Origin of the sequence: Oceanicoccus sagamiensis, assembly GCF_002117105.1 — a bacterium.
Classification (GTDB): Bacteria; Pseudomonadota; Gammaproteobacteria; order Pseudomonadales; family Dasaniaceae; genus Oceanicoccus; species Oceanicoccus sagamiensis.
The window spans coordinates 36539-62459 of record NZ_CP019343.1; the positions used below are offsets into that span (position 1 = coordinate 36539).

Sequence of the window (25921 nt, forward strand, 5' to 3'; positions counted from 1 at the left end):
CGTAGGGTGGATTATAATCCACCGGCATACGGTAATTCATAGTTGGGGTTGGTGGATTTTAATCCACCCTACGATAGTATGTTGGATGGAATGTAATACACCGATATGTAGGGTGGATTATAATCCACCGGTATACGGTTATTCATGGTTGGGGTTGGTGGATTTTAATCCACCCTACGATAGTATGTTGGATGGATTTTAATACACCGATATGTAGGGTGGATTATAATCCACCGGTATACGGTTATTCATAGTTAGGTTTGGTGGATTATAATCCACCGGTATACGGTTATTCATAGTTAGGTTTGGTGGATTTTAATACACCAGTAGGTAGGGTGGATTATAATCCACCGGTATACGGTTGTTCATGGTTGGGTTTGGTGGATTTTAATACACCAGTAGGTAGGGTGGATTATAATCCACCGGTATACGGTTATTCATGGTTGGGTTTGGTGGATTTTAATCCACCCTACATGCCAACCAACTCTTGCTTAAAGTTTATCCCTGAGCTTATAGAACATCATTCCCAATGCCACCATCTGCTGGGCAAACAGATGCTGCCCCGGCAATCTGACCGGCTTGATATTGGCAAAGACATCAAAGCGCTCAAAGGTGCCCGCAATGGTCTCTGCCATAATTTGCCCTGCCAGGTGGGTCACATTAACGCCGTGGCCGGAGTAGCCTTGAGAGTAGAAAATATTGGGGGCAATACGCCCCATTTGCGGCACCCGGTTTACCGTTACCCCAATAGTACCGCCCCAACCATAATCCACTGGCACACCGGCCAGCTGCGGATAAATTTTTAGCATTCTGGGCATTAGATGCCGCTTAATTATTTCCGGGTCGCTGCCATAATAATTACAGCGGCCACCAAATAACAAACGTTTGTCGGCACTTAAACGGAAATATTCCAGAATATAATTGGGGTCACAAACAGCTAAATCCTGCGGATTTATTTGCTGCACAATTGTATCTGGCAAGGGTGCGGTAGCCATAATAAAACTACTGACCGGCAATAAGAGGCCACGCATTTTGGGCTCTATATAGTGATAGGCATTCCCGGCCAATACCACAAAATCCGCTGTGACCGAACCGTCTGCCGTCACCACTTTGGCTTTACTACCTGGCTCGATAGTTAACACCGGCGATTGCTCATAAATGGTCACCCCCAGAGATACCGCCGCCCTCGCCTCACCTAAACACAGATTAAGCGGGTGCAAATGACCGTTGCCCATATTTTGCAAAGCGCCGATATAAGCATCTGTGCCAATGGCATCACGGGTTTGCTCTGCCGATAGCATGGTGTATTCAAAGGGATAGTTATGCTTCTCTAAATAGTCCATCTCGTCTTGCATCGCCCGCAGATGGCGCGGTTTGATCGCCACATCCACATAGCCATTTTTTAAATCGCAATCGATATGGTAGGTGTTGACCCGCTCACGAATAATCTGATGCCCGGCCCAGCGCATATCCCATAGTATTTTTTCGCCTTCCGGCCCTAGCGATTGAGCCATTTTATCTTCACCGGAAATACCGCCAATCATCTGGCCACCGTTGCGGCCGGATGCGCCCCAACCCACTTTATTGGCTTCCACTACATGGACCTTATAGCCACGTTCAGCCAAATGCAGGGCGGTTGAGATACCGGTAAAGCCAGCACCAATCACACAGACATCGGCGGTCTGCTCGCCCTGTAATACAGGGTGCTCGGTCAGGTCATTTCTACTCGCGGCGTAATAGGATGTCGTGTGCGGCTGTGTTGTGATCATAGGGTCCATTCAAGCGATTATTCACATTGAGTTGTGAGCGCCTTTTATGCCAAAGGCCCTGCTCAAAGTCATCCTGCCCTATCGGCAGAAAGCATTAATCCATGCCTGACGAAAAGGGCTTAGGATTTATCGACAAAAGTGCGGCGAAATTGAGCCGGGGTTTGGCCGGTGGCTTTTTTAAAGGCGGCATAGAAAGCCGAGTTGGAATTAAAGCCAACCGCAAAGGACACGTCTAAAATAGCCTGAGCCTGGGGGTCATTATTTTTTAGCATTAGCTTGGCTTCTTCAATACGGTAGCGATTAAGAAAATCAAAAAAGCTCATACCAAAACCGGCGTTAACCGCCTGAGATAGATGGTTTACTGAACAGTTTACTCTGGCCGCCAATTTGGGCATGGTGAGTTCAGACTCCAGATACAGTTTATCCGTTTCCATTAAATGCTGAAGACGGTCGCGATAGATTTGCAACTGTTCAGGATCAAGGCCGGACTTGGCATATTTAGGTGCATGATGATGCTCTGCCGCTGAAGGCTCTGTGACCGAGTGGGTGGGGTCATAATAATCAGCGATTTTAATCACCCCTTCGCCATTCAGGGTCATAAATTCTGCACCAAACCGCTCCCCCCCATCGGTATCAAGGGGCGACATTTTATATTGGAAAGCAATGGTTGTATCGTTGGCCAGTACATCACCAATTAAATGGTAGTGGTGTTGTTCGAGAATAAAAAAATCCGTGAGATTGGCGATCAGGTCTTCCCGGGAATGCTGTTTATTGCCAGGAACATCGTAGTAGGTACCACTTTCGGCAAGATGCTCGGCAACGCCCCTGGCATCACTATGGTTCCAGGCATCAAAGTAACTTTGCACAAATTCTGCTGCTCGCATATGTCCCTCTTGATGACGGCGGTTTGTCTTATTATGTCCGTTGTTAGCAGTGTATATAAGCCAGCGTCAGGGTTCAGCCACTGATTGATCCAGCTTGGCCATACTATAACAATTTTTTCCGCTTCTTTTGGCAACATACATCGCCTCATCAGCCTGGGCGATAAAGCCATCAACTATTTGCTCAATCGGCTTCTCAGCGATGTCTTTATAGTGGTGACTGTTTGCCAGGCCAATGCTGCACCCCACAGGAATATCGTTATTCTGGAAGGTAAAAGGCAGACTAAATTCGTCCAATATTCGTTTCGCCAACTCCTCCATCTGAGCATCGTTATCTAACTTGGTAAGAATCACAATAAATTCGTCGCCACCAAGCCGACCCACTATATCCGTTTCTCGAACACAGCGGGTAATTCGCTGGGCAACCTGTTGTAAAACATAGTCGCCACTCTCGTGACCATATTGATCATTGATTGGCTTAAAACCATCGAGGTCAATATACAGCAAACCAATTTGACCGCGGTAACGCTTGATATGCAGTAGCAACTGCCGAAGAAAGTTTTTAATCAGTCGCGGTGAAGCCAGGCCGGTTAAGCTATCGCTATTGGCGAGTTGCTCTATTTCCTTTTTTTGACTATCTAACAGCGCCACTGTGACGTGAAGTTCATCATACATAAGACCGATAGCACTAACGGCAATTAAACCGAAAACCAATGTGCCGATAGCGGCATTGATCCAGGCAGGGAGTGAGCGAACATAGATATCCGCATCCAGGTCCAGCGTTATATCACCCGTTAAGGTAGCCCAGCCCAAGCCAGCTACCGAGACTATCAGTACAACGGTATAAGCTCCAGCGGCCTGACGCCCGTAGGCGACAGCGATTAATATCCCTGACAATAACAACCAGCTGATACCATTACCCGCAAGGCCAAACTGAAGCAAACCTGAAGCACCGGCCATCAATGTTATAAAAATGGGGATAAGTACTTTCACTTGTGTGGTGAGGCGGTCTCTAAATAAGGCACAGCCCAGCAGCACTACGCCCAGAAAAAAATGCAGGGTGTAAATCGGTAACCAGCCGGTGTAAAACGCCCGTGATAGTGAGGAAGGTACCGCTATCAGGCAACCCACACCAAAGCCAATCAAGATACGGTCGGCAAATCTACCATGGACAGTATCGAAACGGTTTTGCGGCCCATCCAAATCAGGGTTGTCATTTTGCAAATGGAACTCCAGGCTTTTAGTAAAGGTCGTTTTTTAATTTATTCTATCTATCAAGACATAGTATTTACTATAGTACATATTGGCATAAGACGTTCGTCATCCAATGCTGGATAAGACTGATACCGCAGCCACAGACGGGCTGTTAGCTAAAGCATCGGCTGTATTGTTTACAGCCAAGCCTTATTGATAAACCATGAGTTTTCCCGTATCGGTAGAAAAATAAATCATCCCATCTGGTGCAATAACAATATGACGGACACGATCCAGAGGCTCTTTAAATAAAGAGCGCTGCGATTCCAGCTTGCCATTATCAACCACCAACGCTTTGATATCACGGTCCGTTAAACTGGATAGCAGTAAACGTCGGGACGGTTTATTCAGCTGCAAAGCCATACCGGAAGGCGAAATACTGGGGTCCCAATACACCATGGGTTGCTCAAGGCCATCCTGGTGACTGGGGCCAATGTCAGTACCGGAATAATTTTTACCATGGGTAATCGTAGGCCAACCATAATTTTTACCGGCTTCAACCACATTCACTTCATCGCCACCGCGGGGGCCAAACTCCGCCACATAGAGTATTTGTTGTTCGGTATCGTAGGCAATACCCTGTGGGTTTCTATGACCATAACTCCAGATTTCTGGCAGGGCATCGGGAGTATCTGCAAAGGGGTTATTATCAGCGGGGCTACCATCGTGCTTTAAACGCAAGACTTTGCCAAAGTGTCCGTTGATCTCTTGCGCTTTTTTCCGCTTGCCGCGATCACCCACGGTCATAAATAGATAATCATCAACAAACTGTAAACGGGAACCATAGTGCCGACTGGCAGTTGAGGCAGCCTTGGCGACAAATAACTCTTGCCACTGCAAGGCCTGACCCGGTTGGTATTGCGCCTTTGCCAGAGCGGTAGTTGAGCCACCTTCTGGCAGTTTTTTGCTATAGGTCACATAGAAAAATGTCTTACCCTGATCACGGTGCACTTTAACATCCAGCAAGCCACCCTGCCCTTTGGCATGGACCGTGGGTGCTTTAAGGCTTTGCTGCTGTTGGGTTTTAAGGTTAACAATATCCAACTCACCACTACGGCGGCTAACAAGCAGCTGCTCGCTGTCGATAAAATCAAAACCCCATACCACTCCGCTCCCAAAAGAAAATAGTTCTTTGGCATCAGGGCCAGCCAATGCGGGCAATGTCACTAACAGACTAACAATAGCGAGCAATAAGTTTTTAAAATAGCGCATAAGGGCTCCGGGGTTTATTGAATAATGTGTTGCCTTGACACCGGCCTACCGGGCCACTGGACGCCAACGGCTGTCGTTGTTTAAAACGCAAGTATAAGCCTTTAAGGCCTGCTTGGGCTGACTAATGCCATGGTTAGAAAGTAAAGTGTAAGCCGAGCATTGCCGAAAAGGGATCACCAGGAATCCCGTCTGTCATACCGTAGATATAAGGCCTGTAATTATCCCGGTCCAGCAGATTTCTAAAGTCCAGCGTCCATATAAGGTGTTCAGACTGCTGGTAGCCAACGTGTAAATCGGTACGCCATACCGTACTTAAATCCTCTGAGGCCGGGTCTATGCTTTCTTGCATACCCTCTTCTACCCGGTTAAACAGATAAATTTCAAGATGTTGCGCCGGCAGTTTATAAGCAATGCCGAGATTAAAAATCCACTCGGGAAAGGCCACATAGTCTGCCCCTGTTTGATTATTGGTGCTATCGACATAGGAGCCGCTAAGATCAAACGCCCATTGCTTAACGGTATATTTAAATTGGGCTTCAGCCCCTTTGGACTCACCGTCCCCTAAATTGATATACGTAGGGCCACCATCGGCACCAAAATCTGAATCGGTTATTTCATTCTCTAATTCGTTATAGAACAGGGTGAATTCAGCCAGACTATTGTCAGTCTGGTAGATATAGACTATTTCATAGCTATCCAGCGTCTCTGACTCCAGATCTAAATTCTCATCCAGCGGGTTTCTAAATCCTCTGCGTTCGGCACCGCTGGGAGGACGAAAGCCCCTGCCGTAAAGCAGTTTTAATGAAGTGGTGCTGGTGGGTAAATAAACCAGCCCTAAGCGGCCGGAAGTATCGCCACCCACTACATTAATATCATCGTAGCGAATACCGTAATGCAGCTGTATTTTATCGTTAGACAATGTGGTGGTGGCCTGTGCCGTTACACTTTTTATATCCCGCTTCAGCCCCTTGGTGGGTTCATCTTCTTTTATAATAAGGTCACCGGCGGTGGTCAGGTCTTTGCGATAAGCATCGGTAATTTCCGCCCAGTCACCTTCAAAGGCCAGAGACCAGCGGGTATTTATCGGGTTGGACTCCTGCTTAATGGTCAGCTTGGCCCCTTTTCGGTTTTCGTCTTTAAACCATAGCCACTGGCTTTTACCAGGGCCCCAGCGAAAGTCCTCCAGTGAAGACTCCCAATAAAAGAGCTGCAGATTGGCTTCCATAGTATTGGCCAGCGGAATTTGCAAATAGCCCTTGCCCAGATGAAAGTCGGTATCAATATTACTGGACCTTAATTCATCCAGCCCCGGAATCAGCTCCTGCCCATAGCCATGAAAATCATCCCGCTCTTGTGAGTTTGTATAAAAACCTAACTCATAGGACATGGCCTCTTCGGCCTGTCGTCCAAACTTGGCAATAAACTGGTGGGACTCTTCTTCTCGGGCCCACTCACTGGAACCGGATGCCGTTGCCTCTTCCCAATCAAAAGCAATGTCCTGGTCACCCTGGTCAAGGTACTCCAGACTTATATCAATATAGTGCTGATCAAGATTGCTACTATGGCGCAGGCCGGTGGTCAGAAGGTCGTTACTGGCCAGCGATGTTCTGACCTGGGTATAGTGAGCCTGCTCACTATTTCTATCACCGGAATAACTCTGCATCGATACCGCGCCATGAAAAGCATCGGAACCATATTGCACTGAGACCGGCCCTCTGATTAATTCAATTTTTTCCAAGGTACCCAAATTGACATTGTTATATTGGTAGTGGGAATTATTAAAGGTAAAGCTATTGATAGGCACACCGTCCAATAGCGTTTCATGACCCCTTGGACTACTGGAATAACCACGAATAGTGACGGTTTGAGCACCATAAAGCAGATCAAATAGCTGGACGCCGGGTAGTGAACCCAGCGGGTCTTTTGAGCGCCTTGAACCCAGCTTGCGCCAATCATCCTCATCCACCACGCTCACACTTGAAGCAACCGTTAGAGGCCCTTCACTAAATTCTGAGGCGGATAAGATTTCTACATTGACCAGCTCCGCCAGAGATAATTGAAACAGGTCGGCCTCTTCTCCGGCTTCAAGCGTGTCGGAGAAGGCTGCGAATAAACTTGGCAGTGCTGCTAATAAAAAAAACTTAACGGCTGGCAATTGGCGATTTTGAACCAACATAGTCACATCCCAGTAAGTATTTGATTATTCACTATTTAGTATTAACTATGGCTGTGTAAGCGGTTTAAATGGGTAGACGAGGGAATACTATAAACCCTTTCCTTTTAGAAAGTAAATCAAGTTTAGGGCTGTTAAAAAAGAAACAATACTAAGTGTAGGGTTATAACAATACTGCTGAGCTGCAGTCTTAAACGGGAATATGCTTTGCTTTGTTGCGGCAATCCGTAGCGCTCAACAAGCAAAATAGCCAGATAAAGCAAAGCCAATACTGGCAGCCAATAGAGCGGACGCCAGGCCAACATAGCCACTGCGATTAGCAAAATACTATTGGAACTGACTAATACCAGCGCTGAATGATGTTGCTGCCACAGGCTGCCACAAAGAAAGCTGGCAATGGCCAAACTGTAAACACCAAACAGTGATAAGGCATCCGCCTTGCCCAAGCCCGCTATCGATAATGTTGACGATGACAGATGCAAAAAAGCCAAGGCGAAAAAAGGCAACAGACCGGCATAACCCAGTAGATAACTTAGGGCGCTGCTGCTTATTGGTGCTGCTGATGTTTGCGTCAGGTTCATACCTCTGTTACGTTGTTGCTCCCTGAGCGGATCTATTACTGTTAACTACTTAGAGTAACGCCATGACTATAACAATAAACCGTCGCCAACTTATCAAAAATACTTCCACCTTAATCGCCGCCAGCTTATTGCACCAACTGGGTTTTAGCCAAACAGAAAACCCTTATAGGGGCTCCTATGATAAAACAGCCACCGGCGAATTAGTCACCGAAGGTATTGACCTTAGTGGCAAGCTATTCGCAGTAACCGGTTGTAATTCAGGGCTTGGCTTTGAAACGATGCGCGTGTTATCGCTACGTGGCGCCCATGTCATTGGTATTGCCCGTACGCTGGAAAAAGCGGAAGCAGCCTGCCAATTAATTGCTGGCAAAACAACGCCTCTGGCCTGTGAACTCTCTAACTTTCAATCGGTGGTCGATTGCAGTGAAGCCATTAAAGCCCTCAATCAACCGCTGGATAGTTTAATCTGCAATGCCGGTATTATGGAGTTACCCGAGCTTGAGCAGGTTAATGGGCTTGAAAAACATTTTGTGGTTAATCATCTGGGGCATTTTATTCTTACCCTGCGCCTTGAAGAAACCATTAAAGCCGCAGAACAAGGCAGAGTGGTTATGTTAAGTAGCGGACGCTATAAATCCGCACCCGAGGCCGGTATTGAATTTGATAATTTATCCGGTGAAAAGAATTACGACCCGCTAACAGCCTATGGGCAATCGAAACTGGCTAACGCCCTATTCTCTCAAGAACTCTCCAGACGTTTTGCCGCCGATAACAGTAATGCCACCTCAAACGCCGTCTTACCGGGCGTGATTATGACTAACCTGGGCCGACATATGCCCGCATGGAAAACCACCGCGGCCAAACTGATTGGCTGGACCTTTATGCGCAGTGTTGAGGAAGGTGTCGCCACCAGCTGCTATGTGGCCACCCACCCGAAACTGGTTGATACCTCCGGCCATATGTTTATTAACTGCAATCCTTTTACCCCTGAAGGTGTGCATATGACGGACCGTCAATTAGCCAGTCAGTTATGGGATGTTTCGGTGGAGCTGACTAAGGACTATTTATAGTTTCGGGTTATAGCTTCGGGTTATAGCTTCGGGTTTTATTTTCAGGTTATAGTTTCAGGTTATAGTTTCAGGTAATGCAGCCTAAGTATTAGCCGCAGCGAAAGCGCTTAAAATATTATCCGCTGCTTTTTCAGCAATGGTCATCGTCGTGGAGTTGGTATTGCCGCTGACGGTGACCGGCATAATCGAAGCATCGGCAATGATTAAGTTTTTCAGGCCATGTACGTTAAGCTTGTGATCTACTACCGCTTGCTGATCTTGCCCCATTTTGCAGCTACCCACCGGGTGGTAAATAATACTGACTTCTTTGCGGATCGCTTGCTCCAGCGCCTGATCGCTTTGGATATTATCGCCCGGTGAGACCTCCGCTATTTTGTAAGGCGCAAAGTCCGGGTGATTAAATATTTCCCGCACTTGTTTGACTCCACTTAATAACCGCCGGATATCCGCTTCTTTATCTAACAACTGATAGTGTATTTTGGGCGGGTCATTAATATCAGCACTGGCCAAGGCGATATGCCCGCGACTTTCGGGTTTGAGCAAGGATATTCGGCAGGTAAAACCACGCTGCATCATTTGCTTTAGATCAACGCTATTTGCGGGCATTTGAAAGGGCATAAAATGCAGTTGAATATCCGCATGTTCCAACTCAGGAGAGCTTTTAATAAAGCCTCCTATTTCGGTAATACTTTGGCTAAGTGGCCCGGTTTTATTGCGCCAGTACTGCACAATATGGACAGCCGTTTTTAGCATATTAAGCAGACTAAAATGCCCACCTTGATGGTTTTTACTCGCTACCACGATACTGTAATCGGCATGCTCTTGTAGATTACTCCCCACACCATTAAGTTCGTGAATGACCTCGATACCCTGTTCTGTTAAGGCTTCGGCGGGGCCAATACCAGACAGCATTAGCAGTTTGGGATTATTAACAGCACCGCCCGATAAAATAACGCCTCGTTTGGCTAACAAGGTTTTTTGGCTACCGTCATGATAATAAGCCACCCCTTTAGCCGTTTTATCTTCAATCAGTATTTTTTCAACCGTGGCATTGGTCACCAACTGAACGTTAGTTTGCATAGCAATGGGGTCAATAAAACTATTCGCGGTACTGGAGCGTTTACCTTGATGGATAGCTTGCTCAAAATTACCCACTCCGTAGTTTTCAGTATGGTCATCGTTAAAGTTGGGGTTTTTGGGGATACCCAATTTCTCAGCGGTTTGTAAAAACAGCCTACTAATATCAAAACTCACCGCGTCTGACTTTGTAGTTTTAATCGTGCCCTTTGCCGGTGGCTGAGTTTTACCCTCGGTTTTATGTATATAGGGCAATATATCCCGATAGCCCCAGCCCTGATTACCCAGTTGTTCCCAGAGATCAAAGTCATGGGCCTGCCCTCTGGCATGCACCATGGCATTAATCGCACTGCCACCACCTAACACTTTGCCCAAGGGCGTGCCTATCACACGATTCTGGCAATGGGGCTCCGGCTCGGAGCTATACATATAGTTAAAGGTTGGCTGAGACACCAACAGACCAAATGCCCCCGGAGTACTTAGTAAGCTGGACTGATAGTCGGGGCCCGCCTCGATTAAACAAACCGACAGCGTTGGGTTGGACGCTAAGCGGTTAGCCAAAACGCAACCGGCGGTGCCACCGCCAACGATAATATAATCAGGGATATCGGTTTCTGTCGTCATCGTATTGATAGGTCTCACTGAACATTGCTTTAAAACAGATGACTTATCTTACTTAAGTAATAGCTGCGATGAAACGGCCATATCGGCCAGCAGGCCTTGGCCACTTTGTGAGGAAAGACCAGCCGAATCCAACGACCTTTGTAGCGTTTTTGCCAAACCCAATGCCATTAGCCTTGGATACCAGGGCAGCTCAGCCTGATAGAAAGGCAGCTGATCGACCAAGGGCATTTCGTTATCAATAAAATCCAGAAACCCGCTTTGAAAACTCGCCAGTGAGGCTAATAGCTCCGGGGTTTCTGCGACAGAATCATAGGGTGAGATATCCCAGCTATAATCTTCCCGCAACTGACAGCTTGCCACTGGCGTAGTTTGCAATCTGCTACCCCACTCAGACGGTGAAATCATGGATAACTGCCATTGGCCTGTTTGCCAATACAGATAATAGCTTTGCCTAAGTACCGGTTTAAAAGAAAACCGGGCAGACACTATCAGCGCGCCCGCCAGATAGTCACGCAGCCAATCCTGGCTGCTGCGTTGCTGTGCGGGTAATTGGCTTAATGGTTCCAGAGCTTCTAACACCGGAACCAAGCCTTTACCCTGAGGGTTGGCTGGTTTCACATCATTGCTCCATTGACTCTATTAAGGGTTAAGCATACATAGTTCATATGTTAAGCGCAGGTCCGGTGTTGTATACGCGGCAATAGAGGCTATGGATGGTTTGGCTAGCGGGCTTGCACCTTTCCATTAAAACGTGGGTGGCGGTGTTGCCTTGGCGCGATCAGGCGCCCAAAAGGGTTGGTCCTGTACCCGGCAACGCTCAACTTTATGGTTATGACGCAATTCTTTGGTGTAATAAATTTCAGCCCAGATATCCCCCTTAAGGGCGGAAGTTTTTACCATGGCCAAAGCAATATTGGCCTTGACCACCGGTGACCACATCGCTGAAGTCACATAGCCAATTTCATGCTCACAAGCTTTATCGCTATAGAGGTGAGATTCCTCAGCGGGTTTATTGCCGTCGATATCCAGTTTAACCAAGGTATATTCGGGGCCATGCTGTTTTTCTTTTAGCAGTGCCTGACGGCCATTAAAGTGGGGCTTGTTAAAATCCACTAACCAACCCAGATTTAATTCAAAGGGCGTTTGGTCATGCTCAAAGTGAATCGTTTTTAAAGCTTCACTAAATTCCATATCGGGCATAATAAAACCCGCTTCCAGCCGTGCCATATTGGTGGCGGCTTCACCATAGGGCTGGATACCGTAATCTTCACCGGCGGCATAGAGGCTATCCCACATATCCAGCGCCAGATTTGGTTCTACCCATAATTCATAACCCAGATCACCGGTAAAGCCGGTGCGGGACACCATAATCTCGCCATCCTTAAAGGCAAACTTCTGGATACCAAAGGGGCGCAGCTGTTCAATACCGTTCAGGCCCATTTTTTTCAAGACTTCACAACTGGTAGGCCCCTGAAAGGATAAGGCCGCTATATCATCGGACTGATCAACGATCTTGATATCCTTAAAACCAAAGGCACTTTTGCGCAACCAGGCAATACTGGGGCTGCCGCAGGTCAACATAAAGGTATCCTCACCGAGGCGGAAGATAGTGCCATCATCCACCATACGGCCTTCGTCGGTACACCAACAAACATAGGTCACGCGGTCTTGTTTCAATTTACTGATATCGCGAGTCACCATACGATTTAACATAGCTTCGGCATCGCTACCGCTAATCCTATATTTTTGCATCGGACAAATATCATAGGTGCCGCAGGTGTTGCGCACGCAAAAATATTCGTACTCTGCATCGTAATAATAGTCCGCAAATTTATAGCCGTTCCAGCTCGACCAGGCTTCGCGAATATTTAACGCCGCCTGCCGTGGGTGAAAGTGCGATTGTTTTAATCGCTCACCAGCAAAGGGATCTGGTGCAATATCATTCGTCATAACAGTCATCTTCAGGCACCGTATTTGGACGTTTTAAGTCCATTAATATTTCACGGGCGGCATTGGCACCACAGGCAGAGGACACCCCACCACCGGGATGCGTTGAGGAACCACACATATACAGTTTTTTAATTGGCATACGGTATTGCGCATAGCCGGGGAATGGACGGTTAAATAATAATTGGTCGATAGTCAGTTCGCCCTGGAAAATATTGCCTTCCGTCAAACCCACTTCGTTTTCAATTTCAAAGGGCGTACGTACTTCCATATGCACAATCAGATCTTTAAAACCGGGACTATAACGTTCGATTTTATCGATAACCGTTTGGCCAAAGGCATCGCGTTTTTCTGCTGTCCATGGGCCGTCGGCTAATTCAGAAGGACAGTATTGGATAAAGTTAGACATCCAGTGCTGCCCTGCCGGTGCCACGGTGGGGTCCCATGCCGACGGAATAACCGATTCAACAAACGGATCATCCGACCAGCGCCCTCGCTTCCAGCAATCATAGGCCCGCTCCATGGTTTCTAATGAACCACAGAAACCCTGTCCACCTCGATTGATATAGCGATTATCGGGAACGCCATTAAATTTAGGCAAACCCGATAAGGCGATATTAACCTTGCCGGAGGAGCCACGGATTTTAAAGTTTTTCGCTTTATCGTAAATCCCCGGCGGTAAATCGTTTTTATCCATACATTGGGTAAAGGTGCGCTTGGCATCGAGATTGGAGACTACAATGTCGCCATAAATTTCATCGCCGTTTTCTAACACTATGCCTGAGGCTTGGCCGTCTTTAACCAAAATCTGTTGTACACCGGCATTGGTGCGAATCTCACCACCGTTTTCTTTAAAGGCACCGGCAATGGCATTGGAGATAGCTCCCATTCCGCCACGGGCAAGTCCCCAGGCACCGATATTGCCATCCACATCCCCCATCACATGGTGCAGTAAAATATAAGCAGAGCCAGGCGAATAAACCCCCAGCGCCGTACCAATAATACCGGGGCTGGCCATGGCCGCTTTGATCAAATCATCTTCAAAATAATCGTCGAGGAAATCTGCCGCACTCATGGTAAAAAAGCGCACGTATTCATAAAGTTCTTTTTCACCCAGCTTCCAAAACTCTTTGGCCAACCACAGCAACTCTTTAATATCCCTTGGCCGGAATGAGCTTGGGTCAGGAGGCGTACGCAATAGCGTTTTACGAATTAACTGGGCATAGCGCGCCAGGTCCGTTTGAAAGCGGAACATAGCATCGGCGTCATGGGCATTATGCTTGCGCAGGGCATTGTAGTTGGCTTCTTCACTGGGGTAGTCAATCAGTGTTTCACCCTTGTCACCAAAGTTAACGGTGCCCAGATAAGGCACTAACACCAAACCGTGACGGGTAAGATCAAGGTCACGATGAATGGCCTGACGCATCATGCTGCAAACGTAGGAGCAACTGGAATACCACCAGCCTTCAGTCATTTCACGGGAAACTGCCGCGCCACCGATATAATCATTTTTTTCTACAATCAGTACATCCAGCCCGGCTTTGGCAAGATAAGCACCATTGGTTAAGCCATTGTGGCCAGCACCGATAATAATCGCATCGTAGGTTTTCATTTCAGCACCTCCTTGGCCGCATTATGGCCTGCGGCCCCCATTAGCCCCCCTCCCGGATGACTGCCGGCACTACAGAGATATAAACCGGCCATGGGTGTGCTGTACTGAGCAGCCTGGTAAGTGGGCCGCATCATTAGCAATTGGTCGGCGGAAAATTCGCTATGGTGCCAATGACCACCGCTGACTAAATGTGTTTTTTCCAGGTCGGCCGGAGTGAGTAATTCACTATGGATAATTTGTTGACGGATATCAGGCGCATAACTGGCCAGTGTATTAATCACTCGCTCTGTTAAGACCGCTTTGGCTTCGTCATTCCAGCCACCTTTTAATTGATTAGGCACATACATCACATGGGCAGACAGCACATGCTGCCCTGCCGGTGCCTGCGAACCGTTATGTAAACTGGGTACCACAATTTCCATGACCGGGTTTTCTGGCAGGCCACCGTATTTGGCATCGTCATAGGCAAACTCGATAGCATCCAGCTTGGGCGCAATAATCATCCGACCATTGGCCTGTTCCAAACCGGTAAACGTTGGCTCACCGCTTAACGCTAAATGCAGCTTGGCCACATAGCCATCAGTGCGCAAGCGCTTTATCCGGTTGGTAAATTCGATCTCAAGATTTTCCACACCTAACAAATCAATAAAGGTGCGCTTGGGATCGGTTGCCGAAATAACCCGCGTGGCCGTAATGGTTTCACCACTCTCTAGCTCCACCCCATTGGCGGCTAAAGCACCAAAGCCATCACAGAGGGTTTTATCAACAACGGTAGTAATTCTGGCTACCGGGCTATGGGTTTTAATCTCTGCTCCGGCCGCTGTAGCTGCTGAAGCAATCGCATTGACCAAGGCCTCAATACCACCGGGAGGAATCGCATGGGCGCCAGCATGCTCACCGCTCATTTGATAGAGCAAAGCCAGAATGGTGGCGTTAGGTGAACGGGGTGCCATTTTAGAACCGATTAAACCATCCCAACTTAACGCCGCCTTTAAAATATCGTTATCAAAATTCTCATCCATCAGGTCGCGGGCAGGTAGCGTGGCAATACGCATAAACTCCCCCATATCTTCCTTGCCCAGTAAACGCATTTTTAAGCCCAGTTGGGCAAAGGTCATTAATTCAGGCAGGGAGTTATTACCTATCCGGGGCATGGTCTTTAACCAGAAGGGTTTTAGCAGCTCAACAAAGCGCTGGATAAAGCGGCGGTAGTCGCCAAATTGTTGGGCATCCTTAGCACTAACACCAGTGACTTGATGGCCCTTAATCACAACATGGTCACCAGTGCTATTTAAACCAATGGTCGGCATCGGTTTGGCCGCCACATCAAAACCGTGGCTGGCCAGATTAAGGTCCTGAGCAACCTTGGCGGAAAAGTGGCTAACGGAGTGGGCAACCGAGGCTTTAAATCCGGGGTGGAATTCACGGCTGGCGGCAAGGCCACCGAGCTGGCCTGACGCTTCAAGCACTAGCACACGCTGGCCGCTTTTCGCCAAGTAGGCGGCGCAGATCAGGCCGTTATGGCCCGCGCCGATAATAATCGTATCGTAGTTCTGCAAAACAGGCTCGCTATGTCAGGTCTGTGTTTTTCTTATAGGCAGCTTATTAAGGGCTATTGGATTTAGCTTCCGGTCCTATACGCGAGAACCGGTATATGGGTGCTATAGCGGCTAAGTTGCCGCGCCGGCTTCCTTAATCTCTTTACGCCATTTTGCCATATTGACTTCAATTGCAGAGAAACCGGCAATCCAGACAAATTCATCCCAGGCATACATATAATGACCGCGGTAAATCCAATAACCCGCAGCGCCCCAGAGCAGGCCATAGAGCAGCATCTTGCTATAGGCCAGGCTGCTAATCCAGCGCCCGGAGGCAATGCCTTTATCCTGTATACGGACGTTTAATTCGATAGTAAATAGAATCAGCAACCAGGTCATTGCTTCAAAGAGGTCGATCCAGATTAGCTGCTTTTCAATTACCAGCCCTGCGCTATTGGTCACCACTAAAAAGTCTGGGGGTTCGATTAAAAATAAGGCTGAGCCATTAGATAAGCTGGCACAGTTGCTGGCATCCAGTTCGGTATATTCCAGATTATAAGCAAAGGACAACTCTCGGTCAGATAGTTCACAGAGATCTGTGACCGCCGGGATCGCCTCCACTTGCTGTAAATCCAGCGCGCTATTGCCGTAGGCCCATAAGGTATGCATTAAAAACCCATAGCAAATAAAGCGCACACCATGCATCAGCAATACCCTGCCCCGGGTAAAAGCGGCATCCGACATCACATAGGTTTCTAGCTCAAAAAGAAATAGCAGAATAAACCAGGCACTTTCATCAATACTTACCGCATAGGCACTGGTCCAGTCAAAAAAGCTACTGCCGGGGCCCAGGGTATGCTGGGCAATAGACCAATCGTCATAAATATATAACACAAAATTAATCAGCAATAAGCCATAGACCAGCAACTTAATCAGTTGCAGGGTATTTAGCTTAGCTGGTTCGTTAGAAGGCCCTGCTTGATTCATAGTGGCTGTACCGCGTATAGACCTTTATAACAGGTAACGGTCATAGCCGATCCATAAGCTTGTAGTACAACATCCCTAAAGCAATAATCTGGTTACCCATCCATTGGCTACCGGGCATACGAAAATGTTTCATCTCGGCAAACAGGTCAAAGCGCTCCATAGTGCCGGTGACTGCATCGGCCATCACTTCACCCATAACATGACTGGCGCAAACACCGTGGCCGGAATACCCCTGACAATAGTAAATATTATTCTCGATACGACCTACGGTCGGTATACGGCGCAATACAATACCGATTTTACCGCCCCACTCATATTCGATAGTGATATCTTTTAACTGCGGATAGACTTTTTTCATGCGTGGAAAAATATACGATTTAATACTGGCAGGGTCACGGCCGGAGTAGTTGCAGGCGCCACCATAAAGCAGACGGTTATCGGCGGATAAACGATAATAATCTACGACCTCGTTAAGATCACAGACCGCGACATCAAGAGGGTTAATTGTATTGACGACCTCTTCTGATAAGGGCTCGGTGGCAACAATATAACTGCCGGCAGGAAACACCAGATTAGAAAGATGCTTGGGTTCAAACTGGCTATAGGCATTGCCCGCCAATACCACTGAGTCGGCCTCAACACTCCCGTTAGCTGTTTTTACGATGGGCTTGGCACCGTGTTTGATATCGGTCACCGGTGACTGCTCAAAGATCTTTACCCCCAGGCCCGCGGCCGCTTTGGCTTCACCAATACAAAGATTTAAGGGGTGGACATGACCATCTCGATAACAGGCAAAACCACCATGGAAAGCCTCGGTGCCCAAATTCTCGCAGGTTTGATCCCGGTCCCAAAGCTCCCACTTATGGCCAGTGTTCAGCCTTTCTCTTTCTTCCGCATACGCTTCAAGCCAGCGCACCTGGCTGGGCTTGTTGGCCACCTCAACAAAACCGTTTTTAAGGTCACAGTCGATATTATATTTAGCAACCCGCTCACGAATCAGGTCATTACCGCGCCAGCGGATAGCTTCGATCATATCCGCCACACCATCACCGTGTTGCTTTTGCACTTTATCCAGACCAGTAATGCCATTAATCAGCTGGCCACCATTGCGGCCGGAAGCTCCCCAACCAATGCGGTTAGCTTCTACAATCGCTACAGAATAACCCCGCTCTGCCAAACTTAATGCGGTGGAGACACCAGTAAAACCGCCACCCACCACACAGACATCCACGGTTACCGCACCCTCTAGCGAGGGATACTCAATCTTTTCATTAACGCTGGCCGCATAATAGGAACCGGTATGTTCCTGTCGTTGATCTGTCGCCTTCATAAGGACTCCTCTAAGATTGCGTGCTATAGCCCCAGCCTATATTTATCGTGAACAGAGGATACGCGCTCGCCAATGGTCTACAACCTATTCGGCAGTTCGCTGGCCGCCTTAACGTTCACTTGGGTATCGTTATAACAGGCACCACCGGCCAAATCCGCTTTATGCCCCGGAATTAAGGCATTAATAGTATGACGGGCTGATTTTAGCCAGGCACCTTTGGGAGTATAGAGTGTACCGGGTTTAATACGGTCTGAGACTTTTAGGGCCAGCGTCACGGACGCCTGCTGATTATATACTTGCACGGTTTGACCATCGCTTAATTGCAAGGCTTTAGCATCCCGTGCATGCATCTCAAGTACCACATCACTATCATGGCCTTCGATATGACCAAAGGTGGAATTGGTTCTTTTTTCTGAGCTTGGGCTAACCAAAATAAAGGGATACTCTTTTTGTTGGGGTTTCCACTGCGGTAAACCTTCGCCGCACTCTTGCTCCAACGCTGCGCAAAATAATTCGATTTTACCACTAGGGGTATCAGCTGACTCACCGCGAAGCAGGGTCGGTGTTGGCTGGCCATTGTGGTCTAGCAAACAATCGACAGCCGATACCGGCGATAAGGCAGAACGTTCTCGTCCCTGCAATGCAGGGTGATCAAAATCCAAAGCCTGATCGATTAACTCCTGGTCCGATGCCTGAAAAACCTTATCGGTAAAATTAAACCGGGCCGCCAGGCGACGAAAGATATCTGTATTAGGCAAGGCTTCACCCACAGGGTCGATCGCCGGTTCTGACTGTTGTAAATACGCATGGCCATAAGATTGATATAGGTCACTGTACTCCAGATGCGAAGCCGCCGGTAAAATAATATCCGCATACTGCATACTATCTGTCATTGTTATATCACTGCCGACAATAAATACATCCTCACGCTGCAATGCGGCTTGCATTGTGCCTTGCCGGGGATGAACAGCGACCGGGTTATGATTATAAATAAACAAGCTTTTAACCGGTGCGCCTTCCGGTGGACTATCTCCGGCCAACACTAAGTCTGGCAGGTCCAAAATATTGATTTCATTATCTTCACCGCTATAAAGATCATCACAGCTCAGCACATCACTATCGGTAGGAAAAAAACCGGAAACATTACACACCCCGCCCCCAGTGCACCAATATTGCCGGTTAACACCGGCAAAGCAAAAGCTGCCCGTATCCCTGCGCCACCATTTTTATTACGTTCAGGCCCAACCCCCATACTAAGACCGACAGGTTTTATCTCACTCCAGTAATCCACACATTGTTGAATCTGCTCCAGAGGGAGGCCGCAAATTTCGGCTGCCATGGCTAAGCTGTATTTTTTAGCCTCGGCCAAATAGGCCTCACTGCCTTTAACATGCTGCTGAATAAACGCGTCATCTAATGCCCCCTGACGATCCAGTTCAGCGGCAATCGCATAGGCCAGCACCACATCTGTACCAGGCATCAGCTGTAAATGCAGATCAGCCTGCTCGGCAATACGAATTCGCTTGGGGTCAACCACCACCAGCTTGGCACCGTTTTTTTGGGCATCACGGATAATGGTAGTTAGGTGCAAATTGCAGGCGGTAATATTATTGCCCCAGATAACAATCAGTTTGGACTGAGCCAACTCGGTATAGGCGATACCGCCAGCATCCCCAAAGACACTGTCATAGGCCGCATCACTAACACCAGCACACAGTGGCGAGCTATTGACCCTACGAGCACCCAATCGATTAAAAAACCGCTTATCCATAGAACCACCGGCCAGTAAACCCATCGGCCCGCCATAGCTCATAGGCACGATGGACTCCGCGCCATGCTCAAGGATGTTTTTTTGGAATTGCTCGTAAATGCTGTCCAGTGCCTGCTGCCAGCTGATCACTTCAAACGTAGCGCCCGGACCTTTGGGACCTGTTCGCTGTAGCGGGTGGCTGAGCCTGTCTGTACCATGAACCTGATCAACTAAGCCGTTAACCACTTTTGAACAGAGCTTGCCACGGGTAAACGGATTGGCATTGCTGCCCCGGACTTTTTCCAGCCGCCCTTGCTTCACCTCAACCGTCAGGCTGCAGGTATCCGCGCAATCCAATGGGCAGACGGCTGGTTTTTCTATCGAACTGGCTACAATTGGGTTCATGCTAAAGCCTCTTAGCTGCTTAAGGTCTCAACGCCTAAGCCCGTACTGTAATACGTTCCGTGGCAGGATCATATAGAGCTCTTGAGAACAGCGAAGGAGCTAACAATTTCATCCTAAGAATCACTGCCAGGGGTATAGGAATCGTGAATAGGCAAAAGCGCGCGCTTAGCTTTATGCTTAGGCTGAAAAGCCTGTTACTTACGAACCCGAATCAAGCCTTCCTGCGCCGTAGAAACAACCAACCTGCCATCCTGAGTATAAATACTGCCGCGGTTAATCCCTCTGCCACCGGAACTGCGAGGGCTATCCATATGGTAATACATCCATTCATCGACTCTAAAGTCGTCATGAAACCACATCGCATGATCCAGGCTGGCGCCCTGGACTTTGCCGCCAGGTAAGGCAATGGTATGGGGCATTAGGCTGGTGGACATAAAATGCATATCGGAAATATACGATAACATCACATGGTGGGCCGCGGGGTCATCGGGCATTGTGGCATTGGTTTTAAACCAGACGCCCTGCTCCGGTGCCATGGCTTCCGGTTTAAATAAATCCCGGCGTTGGATTAAGCGAAAATCAATGGCGCGAAATAGCGGCGGGCGGCTAAAGAATTTACCGGGGTGAGCTTTATTCACTTCCTCCCAGTAATCGGCGTCGCTTTGCAAACCTTCGGGGCCAACCACATCGGGCATATCGAATTGATGCTCTAAACCCTGCTCCGGCTTTTGGAAGGACATTGAGGAATTAAAAATCGCTTTGCCTTCCTGGATAGCGACTACTCGGCGAGTAGTAAAAGAGCCGCCATCGCGAATGGGGTCTACTTCATAAATAATGGGGATATCCGGTTTGCCAGCCCGCAAAAAATAACCGTGCAGTGAATGCACCTGACGCTCTTCCGAGACCGTGGTTGAAGCAGCGTACATCGCCTGGGCAAGCACTTGCCCGCCAAACACTCTTGGCCAATCCTGTTTGGGGCTAGCGCCACGAAAGAGATAGGCATCTAGCTGTTCGATTTGCAGGTGTTCTAACAGTTGGGCTAAGAGTTCAGGGCTGTGGTTATTCAATCGATACTACCTTTAAAGGGGCTGGCTGCTAAAAATGACAGCTATAGCGGTATTTTGCAAGGGACTAAAGCGTCCCATGTATTAACTGGCCATCAACGACTACAGCCTTGGGGAGCACTTGATGAATGGCGTATTTATCCATGGTAAACAGGTTTTTCTCCAATACAATAAAGTCTGCTTTCTTGCCTGCTTGCAATGAACCCAGACTGTTTTGCCGCGACAATTGCTTAGCGCCATTTAAGGTATAGCCCTGTACCATTGTCTCTAAACTCAGTTGCTCCGTCACCGGGCCACTGGGCTTGCTATCGGGCTTATCCCAGGAATATTGCCGAGTATGCCCCACTTGAATACCCATAAAAGGGCTGGCTGAACCATCTTCCCACTCACTGGGGAAATAAACATCACTGGAGAAGTTAATGGTTGCGCCCTGCTCCAATAAGGCGCCGGCTGGGTAAGGGTGATATGCACGCTCTCCCAGTGCCTCAGCGTAATAGGCATCATCATAGCCATGCCAGGCCGGGGTGAAGTTGGCGATAACCTCAAGGGCCTGATAGCGTTTAAAGTCCGCGGGATCGACGATATGTAAGTGGGTGATGGTCACTTGTATCGCCAGTGGACGGCCCAGAGTGTTACGGGCTTGCTCTACGGCATTAAGTACGGTGTTAGAAGATTGGTCACCCAGTGCATGGATATGGACATTAATCCGTTCCTGATCCAGCTCAAGCAATAGCTGGTATAAGGCCTGTTCGCTAAATAAACTTTCGCCACGGTTGCCCGGTGTATCGATATAGTCTTCTAACAGATGGGCTGTGCGGGTTTCTATAACACCGTCGTAAAATATTTTTAGTGTATCAATACGAATTTTTTCACTGTTATAGCGTTCACCTAAACGTTTCAGCTCGGCAATGGCGGTCGGTAGTTGCTGGGGTAGATAGAGTGTATAGCTGCCGTGGTAGCGCAGGGGTAAAAGACCTTGCTGCTCTAATTGGCTAACCGCTTGATAAACCTCGTCATCCAATCCAAAGTTACCCGCATCAAATAAGGTGGTCACCCCTCTTTCGCTAAGGTAATTAAGAAATGACTGTAATACCGCAGTTTCTTTATTGCCCATGGTAAAAAATCGGGTCAGGAATAATGACGCGGCGGACTCGGTGATATAACCGGTTAACTGGCCATTTTTATCCCGTTGGTAATAAGAGAAATTGGGGACCGGGTCTTCTGGGTTATCGCCGATACCTGACATGTCCAGTGCTTTGCTATTTACCCAAAGGCTATGCATGGTGCTATCAAAAATTAATATCGGTCGGCTGGCATCCAGCTGGTCCAGCACTTTGCGATCAGGGCCTTCAATACCAAAGAAATTGTTTTCCCAGCCTATGGCGTAAATCACCGGCAGGTCGGCATGCGTTTCTAATAGCTCGGCTATATCAGCCATTTGGGCTGTAAGGCTTTCTGCCTCTGGCAGGGATATTAATTGATTATTCAGGGCGATAGACCCCGGATGGGCATGGGCATCAATAAAGCCCGGCAATATCAACTGATTGTTAAGGTTGTGGATGGTGGTATTGGCATGAATAAAATCATCCGCCTCCTCTCTGGCTCCTGTAAAGAGTATACGATCTCCCTTAACCGCCATGGCTTGTGCCCAAGGGGCCTCTGGATTAGAGGTAAAGATGGTTGCACCGGTATAGAGATGATCGGCTTTTGCCTTAATATCGCTGGGCTTATCACTATTACAAGACTGTAGTAATACACCAAGGCCTAACACCAAGAGAACGACTAACAGGTTTATTGGCTTCATGAAGAGCGCTCCGCTTTTATCCTTCTATAGTAAACAGTGCGGCAAAAAAAAACAGCCAGAATATGGCTGTTTTTCTATTACTCTCAGCGCCTATTACTGGTAGCTGGGATCTTTCCATTCGCCGACAGAGCGAGAGCGAACCGGCTGCAATAAAACCGGCGGCTCACTGCCCGGGAAACCTTCACCCCAATTCACTGGTGTGCCCTTCATTTCAACACTGGCGTCATCGGTATACCAATCGACCAGGTCACCATCACAGCGCAGAATCCAGGTACAGCCGGTATCGTCCCCGGCGGTAAAGTCTCCGTGGCGAATACCCGCCGGTCTAAAGAAGTACTGACCGGGCTGCATCTGGCCATAGTTGTAATCAAAGTAACCGTCCAGACAGTAGGCTTCTTCATAAACAGGGTGGTGAGCCAGGGGGTGCTCTCTCCAACCCGGCTTGGCTTTGATTAAGCGGGTGTAAAAGCCGGTCTTGGGGTCGCGGTAAAGCAGCTTGATAAATAAACCCGGCACCGGAGTACCACCCCGCTCAAAATCCATAGGGCTGCCATTCTCAGGGTCAATCACATCAAACCAGTCCATATCATCGGCACGTTTGATAATAAAACCTTCACAGCTTTTCGCATCAAAAGCATTTTCATGGGTCAGGGTAAAACCCCAGCCAGCATATTCACGGAAAATAAGTACCTTGGTCCCTTTTTTAACGCTAATAGCAGGTGTCTGCACCTCTTGTGGTGCACACCAGTAGCCGTTTTCGCCTAATACTTCTTCGCCGACTTTCACTTCGCCGCTTAATACATACCACTCTGTCTGAGCATCGTGGATACCGGCAGGGCGGAACCAATCACTGGTAAATTCTACTTCCAATGAGGCAGAACCATCTTCTTCGTCATAGCTAAGGTTTTTTTGGCGGGCTTGACCAATGGCGTGTTCAAACTCCGCCTGGTGCCACATTAGGTCTTTTTCATCGACTAATTCAACATGGGGACGCATATCTCTAACTCCGGATAACTCATGATTACGATGGAGATAATAGTAAGCTATTGACGAATAATGAAAAGTTAATTATTTTAATGATATTAATAAGCAATTACTTATGGATAAAACTATGGATACCCGCCTGTTAACCAAACTGGGGACGCTCAGGCAGCTGGAAACCTTTATGAAGGTGGCCGAGGCTGGCAGTATTGCCCGCGCGGCTGAAGAGCTGTTTATGACCCAGCCCGCTGTATCTATCCAGATTAAAAAGCTGACCGATGCGCTGGATATCACCCTCTATGAGGTTATTGGCAAAAAGATTTACCTGACCGAAGCCGGCCATAAAGTGGTACGCACCGGCCAGGAGGTGTTTGAATCGATTGAGCGACTGGATGATGAATTAAATAATTTAAAAGGGCTGGAGTCCGGCACCCTGAAAATTGCGGTAGTCAGTACCGCCAAGTATTTTTTACCGCATTTGTTGGGGCCTTTTTATGAGCAGTTCCCCGGTATTGATATTGAATTTAAAGTCGGTAACCGCGCCCAGATTCTGGACCGCTTAAACAGTAACCTGGATGATTTGTATTTTTTTAGTGACCCGCCGGAAGATCTGGATATCAAGCAGTTTGAGTTTTTGCCCAACCCGATTGCGATTATCGCCTCTGACAAACACCCGCTGGCAAAAAAGAGAAAGTTAAGTTGGAGCGATATTGAAAATGAAACGTTTCTGATGCGGGAAGAAGGCTCAGGCACCCATAATGCCATTCAAAAACATCTGGATCAGGAAAAGCTACAGATTAAAAAACGGATGATTATTGAAAGTAATGAGGCGATTAAGTACTCGGTGATTGCTAATTTGGGTATAGCGATGTTATCTGCCTATACTTTGGCTAAAGAGGAAGAAGAAGGTCTGACCCAGTTGCCGGTAGCCACCTTCCCTATTCTCTCCCACTGGTTTGTGGTGCACCGCAGTCAGAAGAAATTATCGATAGTGGCCCAAAAGTTTCTGGACCACGTATTACACCAAGGTAAAAAAGACCTGCCGATGAATAAGATTAATGCACAGGTTAAACGAGCGCTGGCCAGAAAGGCTTAGTTTGTTATTTCATTGGGTGGCTTGTTGCTTGGGGCAAATGTCTGGTGGGGTGGATTTGGTGGATTGTAATCCACCCTACGTGTTGATCGGCTGGTGGGGTGGATTGTAATCCACCCTACGTGTTGATGGGTGGGGGATAATTAATTGTATAAGCAGGAGATAAAGTATGAGCAGAATTAGTAAGTTACCACCTGAACAGTGGTCAGAGGAGTTGCGTACTTTCGCGGCTGCCGACAGTGCCACGTTGATTGAGCAAGGTATTACTCGCATGTTAGCCCATGCCCCTAAAGCCGCTATGGGGCCGCTGCAGTTTGGGGCTGCTCTGGTCTTTAACCGCACCTTGCCGGAGCGACTATTTGAGTTGATGCGTCTGCGTATTGCCTTTCATAACCAGTGCCGCAGTTGTATGGCAATCCGCTACTCTTCCGCCGCAGATAGCTTTACTGAAGACGATGTTTGTAGTCTGGAACAGCCGCAAGAAGCTGACAATCTGGATGCCAGAGAAAAGCTGGCGATTGATTTGGGCGAGCGCTTTGCTACCAATCACCTATCCATTGATGACGCTTACTTTGACACACTAAAAGCCGAATTTACCGAAGCGGAAATTATCGAACTCATGCTGCACTGTGCGCTTTATGTGGGTATGGGAAGAATGGCAGCCCTGCTGGATATGACCGAAGAGCTGCCGGAGGGGTTTCAAAAACCGTTTGGGGAAATGGTGTCCCCAACGGCTGACACCCCGGTTAAGGTGCGTTAGGGCGGGCCA

The 25921-nt window shown here is 48.1% G+C and carries 21 protein-coding genes; 3 read left to right on the forward strand and 18 right to left on the reverse strand.

All coding sequences use genetic code 11. The features are described from left to right. Positions 1–491 precede the first annotated feature (491 nt). The 6 genes from BST96_RS00160 to BST96_RS00185 form a co-directional block, all read right to left on the reverse strand. Complete coding sequence (locus tag BST96_RS00160) at positions 492–1769, reverse strand: NAD(P)/FAD-dependent oxidoreductase (RefSeq protein WP_085760432.1); 1278 nt, start codon at positions 1767–1769, stop codon at positions 492–494. 119 nt (positions 1770–1888) lie between these two features. Next, positions 1889–2653: a helix-turn-helix domain-containing protein gene (locus BST96_RS00165; RefSeq protein WP_085756751.1), complete on the reverse strand. Its 765-nt coding sequence runs from the start codon at positions 2651–2653 to the stop codon at positions 1889–1891. A gap of 66 nt (positions 2654–2719) precedes the next feature. Then, entirely contained in the window at positions 2720–3874 is a 1155-nt protein-coding gene (locus BST96_RS00170; RefSeq protein WP_085756752.1) for a GGDEF domain-containing protein, read from the reverse strand. 180 nt (positions 3875–4054) lie between these two features. Then, positions 4055–5116 carry a PQQ-dependent sugar dehydrogenase gene (locus BST96_RS00175; protein WP_085756753.1) on the reverse strand — a complete coding sequence of 354 codons (1062 nt, stop codon included), beginning with the start codon at positions 5114–5116 and terminating at the stop codon, positions 4055–4057. A gap of 133 nt (positions 5117–5249) precedes the next feature. Then, complete coding sequence (locus tag BST96_RS00180) at positions 5250–7292, reverse strand: TonB-dependent receptor plug domain-containing protein (RefSeq protein WP_085756754.1); 2043 nt, start codon at positions 7290–7292, stop codon at positions 5250–5252. Between the two features lie 131 nt (positions 7293–7423). Then, the gene (locus tag BST96_RS00185) at positions 7424–7870 is read right to left on the reverse strand and encodes a DUF3429 domain-containing protein (protein WP_085756755.1); all 447 of its coding nucleotides are present in this window, start codon (positions 7868–7870) and stop codon (positions 7424–7426) included. Between the two features lie 62 nt (positions 7871–7932). On the opposite strand from BST96_RS00185, the gene BST96_RS00190 reads away from it, so the two are divergent. Beyond that, on the forward strand, positions 7933–8940 hold the full coding sequence (locus tag BST96_RS00190) for an SDR family NAD(P)-dependent oxidoreductase (RefSeq protein WP_240554859.1): 1008 nt from the start codon (positions 7933–7935) through the stop codon (positions 8938–8940). 81 nt (positions 8941–9021) lie between these two features. Here the strand turns inward: BST96_RS00190 and BST96_RS00195 are convergent, their stop codons facing one another. From BST96_RS00195 to BST96_RS00245, 12 genes are all read right to left on the reverse strand, one after another. Next, positions 9022–10659, reverse strand: coding sequence for a GMC family oxidoreductase (locus tag BST96_RS00195; RefSeq protein WP_157117798.1), 1638 nt, complete (start codon positions 10657–10659; stop codon positions 9022–9024). 30 nt (positions 10660–10689) lie between these two features. Then, complete coding sequence (locus BST96_RS00200) at positions 10690–11259, reverse strand: DUF2452 domain-containing protein (RefSeq protein ID WP_085756757.1); 570 nt, start codon at positions 11257–11259, stop codon at positions 10690–10692. Positions 11260–11385: 126 nt separating this feature from the next. Next, on the reverse strand, positions 11386–12591 hold the full coding sequence (locus BST96_RS00205; protein WP_085756758.1) for an aminomethyl transferase family protein: 1206 nt from the start codon (positions 12589–12591) through the stop codon (positions 11386–11388). Continuing rightward, positions 12581–14200 carry a phytoene desaturase family protein gene (locus BST96_RS00210; protein ID WP_085756759.1) on the reverse strand — a complete coding sequence of 540 codons (1620 nt, stop codon included), beginning with the start codon at positions 14198–14200 and terminating at the stop codon, positions 12581–12583. The genes BST96_RS00205 and BST96_RS00210 overlap by 11 nt, the downstream gene beginning before the upstream one ends. Beyond that, positions 14197–15759, reverse strand: a complete 1563-nt coding sequence (locus tag BST96_RS00215) for a phytoene desaturase family protein (RefSeq protein WP_085756760.1) — start codon at positions 15757–15759, stop codon at positions 14197–14199. The genes BST96_RS00210 and BST96_RS00215 overlap by 4 nt, the downstream gene beginning before the upstream one ends. A gap of 111 nt (positions 15760–15870) precedes the next feature. Further along, positions 15871–16725 (reverse strand): hypothetical protein, encoded by an 855-nt coding sequence (locus BST96_RS00220; RefSeq protein WP_085756761.1) that lies wholly within the window; start codon positions 16723–16725, stop codon positions 15871–15873. A 40-nt stretch (positions 16726–16765) separates the two neighbouring features. Continuing rightward, on the reverse strand, positions 16766–18055 hold the full coding sequence (locus tag BST96_RS00225; protein WP_085756762.1) for an NAD(P)/FAD-dependent oxidoreductase: 1290 nt from the start codon (positions 18053–18055) through the stop codon (positions 16766–16768). Positions 18056–18132: 77 nt separating this feature from the next. Further along, positions 18133–19206: a molybdopterin dinucleotide binding domain-containing protein gene (locus tag BST96_RS20830; RefSeq protein ID WP_240554860.1), complete on the reverse strand. Its 1074-nt coding sequence runs from the start codon at positions 19204–19206 to the stop codon at positions 18133–18135. After that, positions 19161–20210 (reverse strand): molybdopterin-dependent oxidoreductase, encoded by a 1050-nt coding sequence (locus BST96_RS20835; RefSeq protein ID WP_240554861.1) that lies wholly within the window; start codon positions 20208–20210, stop codon positions 19161–19163. The genes BST96_RS20830 and BST96_RS20835 overlap by 46 nt, the downstream gene beginning before the upstream one ends. Before the next feature lie 194 nt (positions 20211–20404). Then, positions 20405–21277, reverse strand: coding sequence for an acyl-CoA thioesterase (locus tag BST96_RS00235; protein ID WP_085756763.1), 873 nt, complete (start codon positions 21275–21277; stop codon positions 20405–20407). A gap of 64 nt (positions 21278–21341) precedes the next feature. Further along, positions 21342–23078, reverse strand: a complete 1737-nt coding sequence (locus BST96_RS00240; RefSeq protein WP_085756764.1) for an amidohydrolase — start codon at positions 23076–23078, stop codon at positions 21342–21344. 93 nt (positions 23079–23171) lie between these two features. Further along, entirely contained in the window at positions 23172–24074 is a 903-nt protein-coding gene (locus BST96_RS00245) for a DUF4437 domain-containing protein (RefSeq protein WP_085756765.1), read from the reverse strand. 103 nt (positions 24075–24177) lie between these two features. Between BST96_RS00245 and BST96_RS00250 the strand changes: the two genes are divergently transcribed. Together BST96_RS00250 and BST96_RS00255 are read left to right on the forward strand one after the other, a co-directional pair. Further along, positions 24178–25155 (forward strand): LysR family transcriptional regulator, encoded by a 978-nt coding sequence (locus BST96_RS00250; protein ID WP_085756766.1) that lies wholly within the window; start codon positions 24178–24180, stop codon positions 25153–25155. A 166-nt stretch (positions 25156–25321) separates the two neighbouring features. Next, positions 25322–25912 (forward strand): carboxymuconolactone decarboxylase family protein, encoded by a 591-nt coding sequence (locus tag BST96_RS00255; protein WP_085756767.1) that lies wholly within the window; start codon positions 25322–25324, stop codon positions 25910–25912. Positions 25913–25921 lie beyond the last annotated feature (9 nt).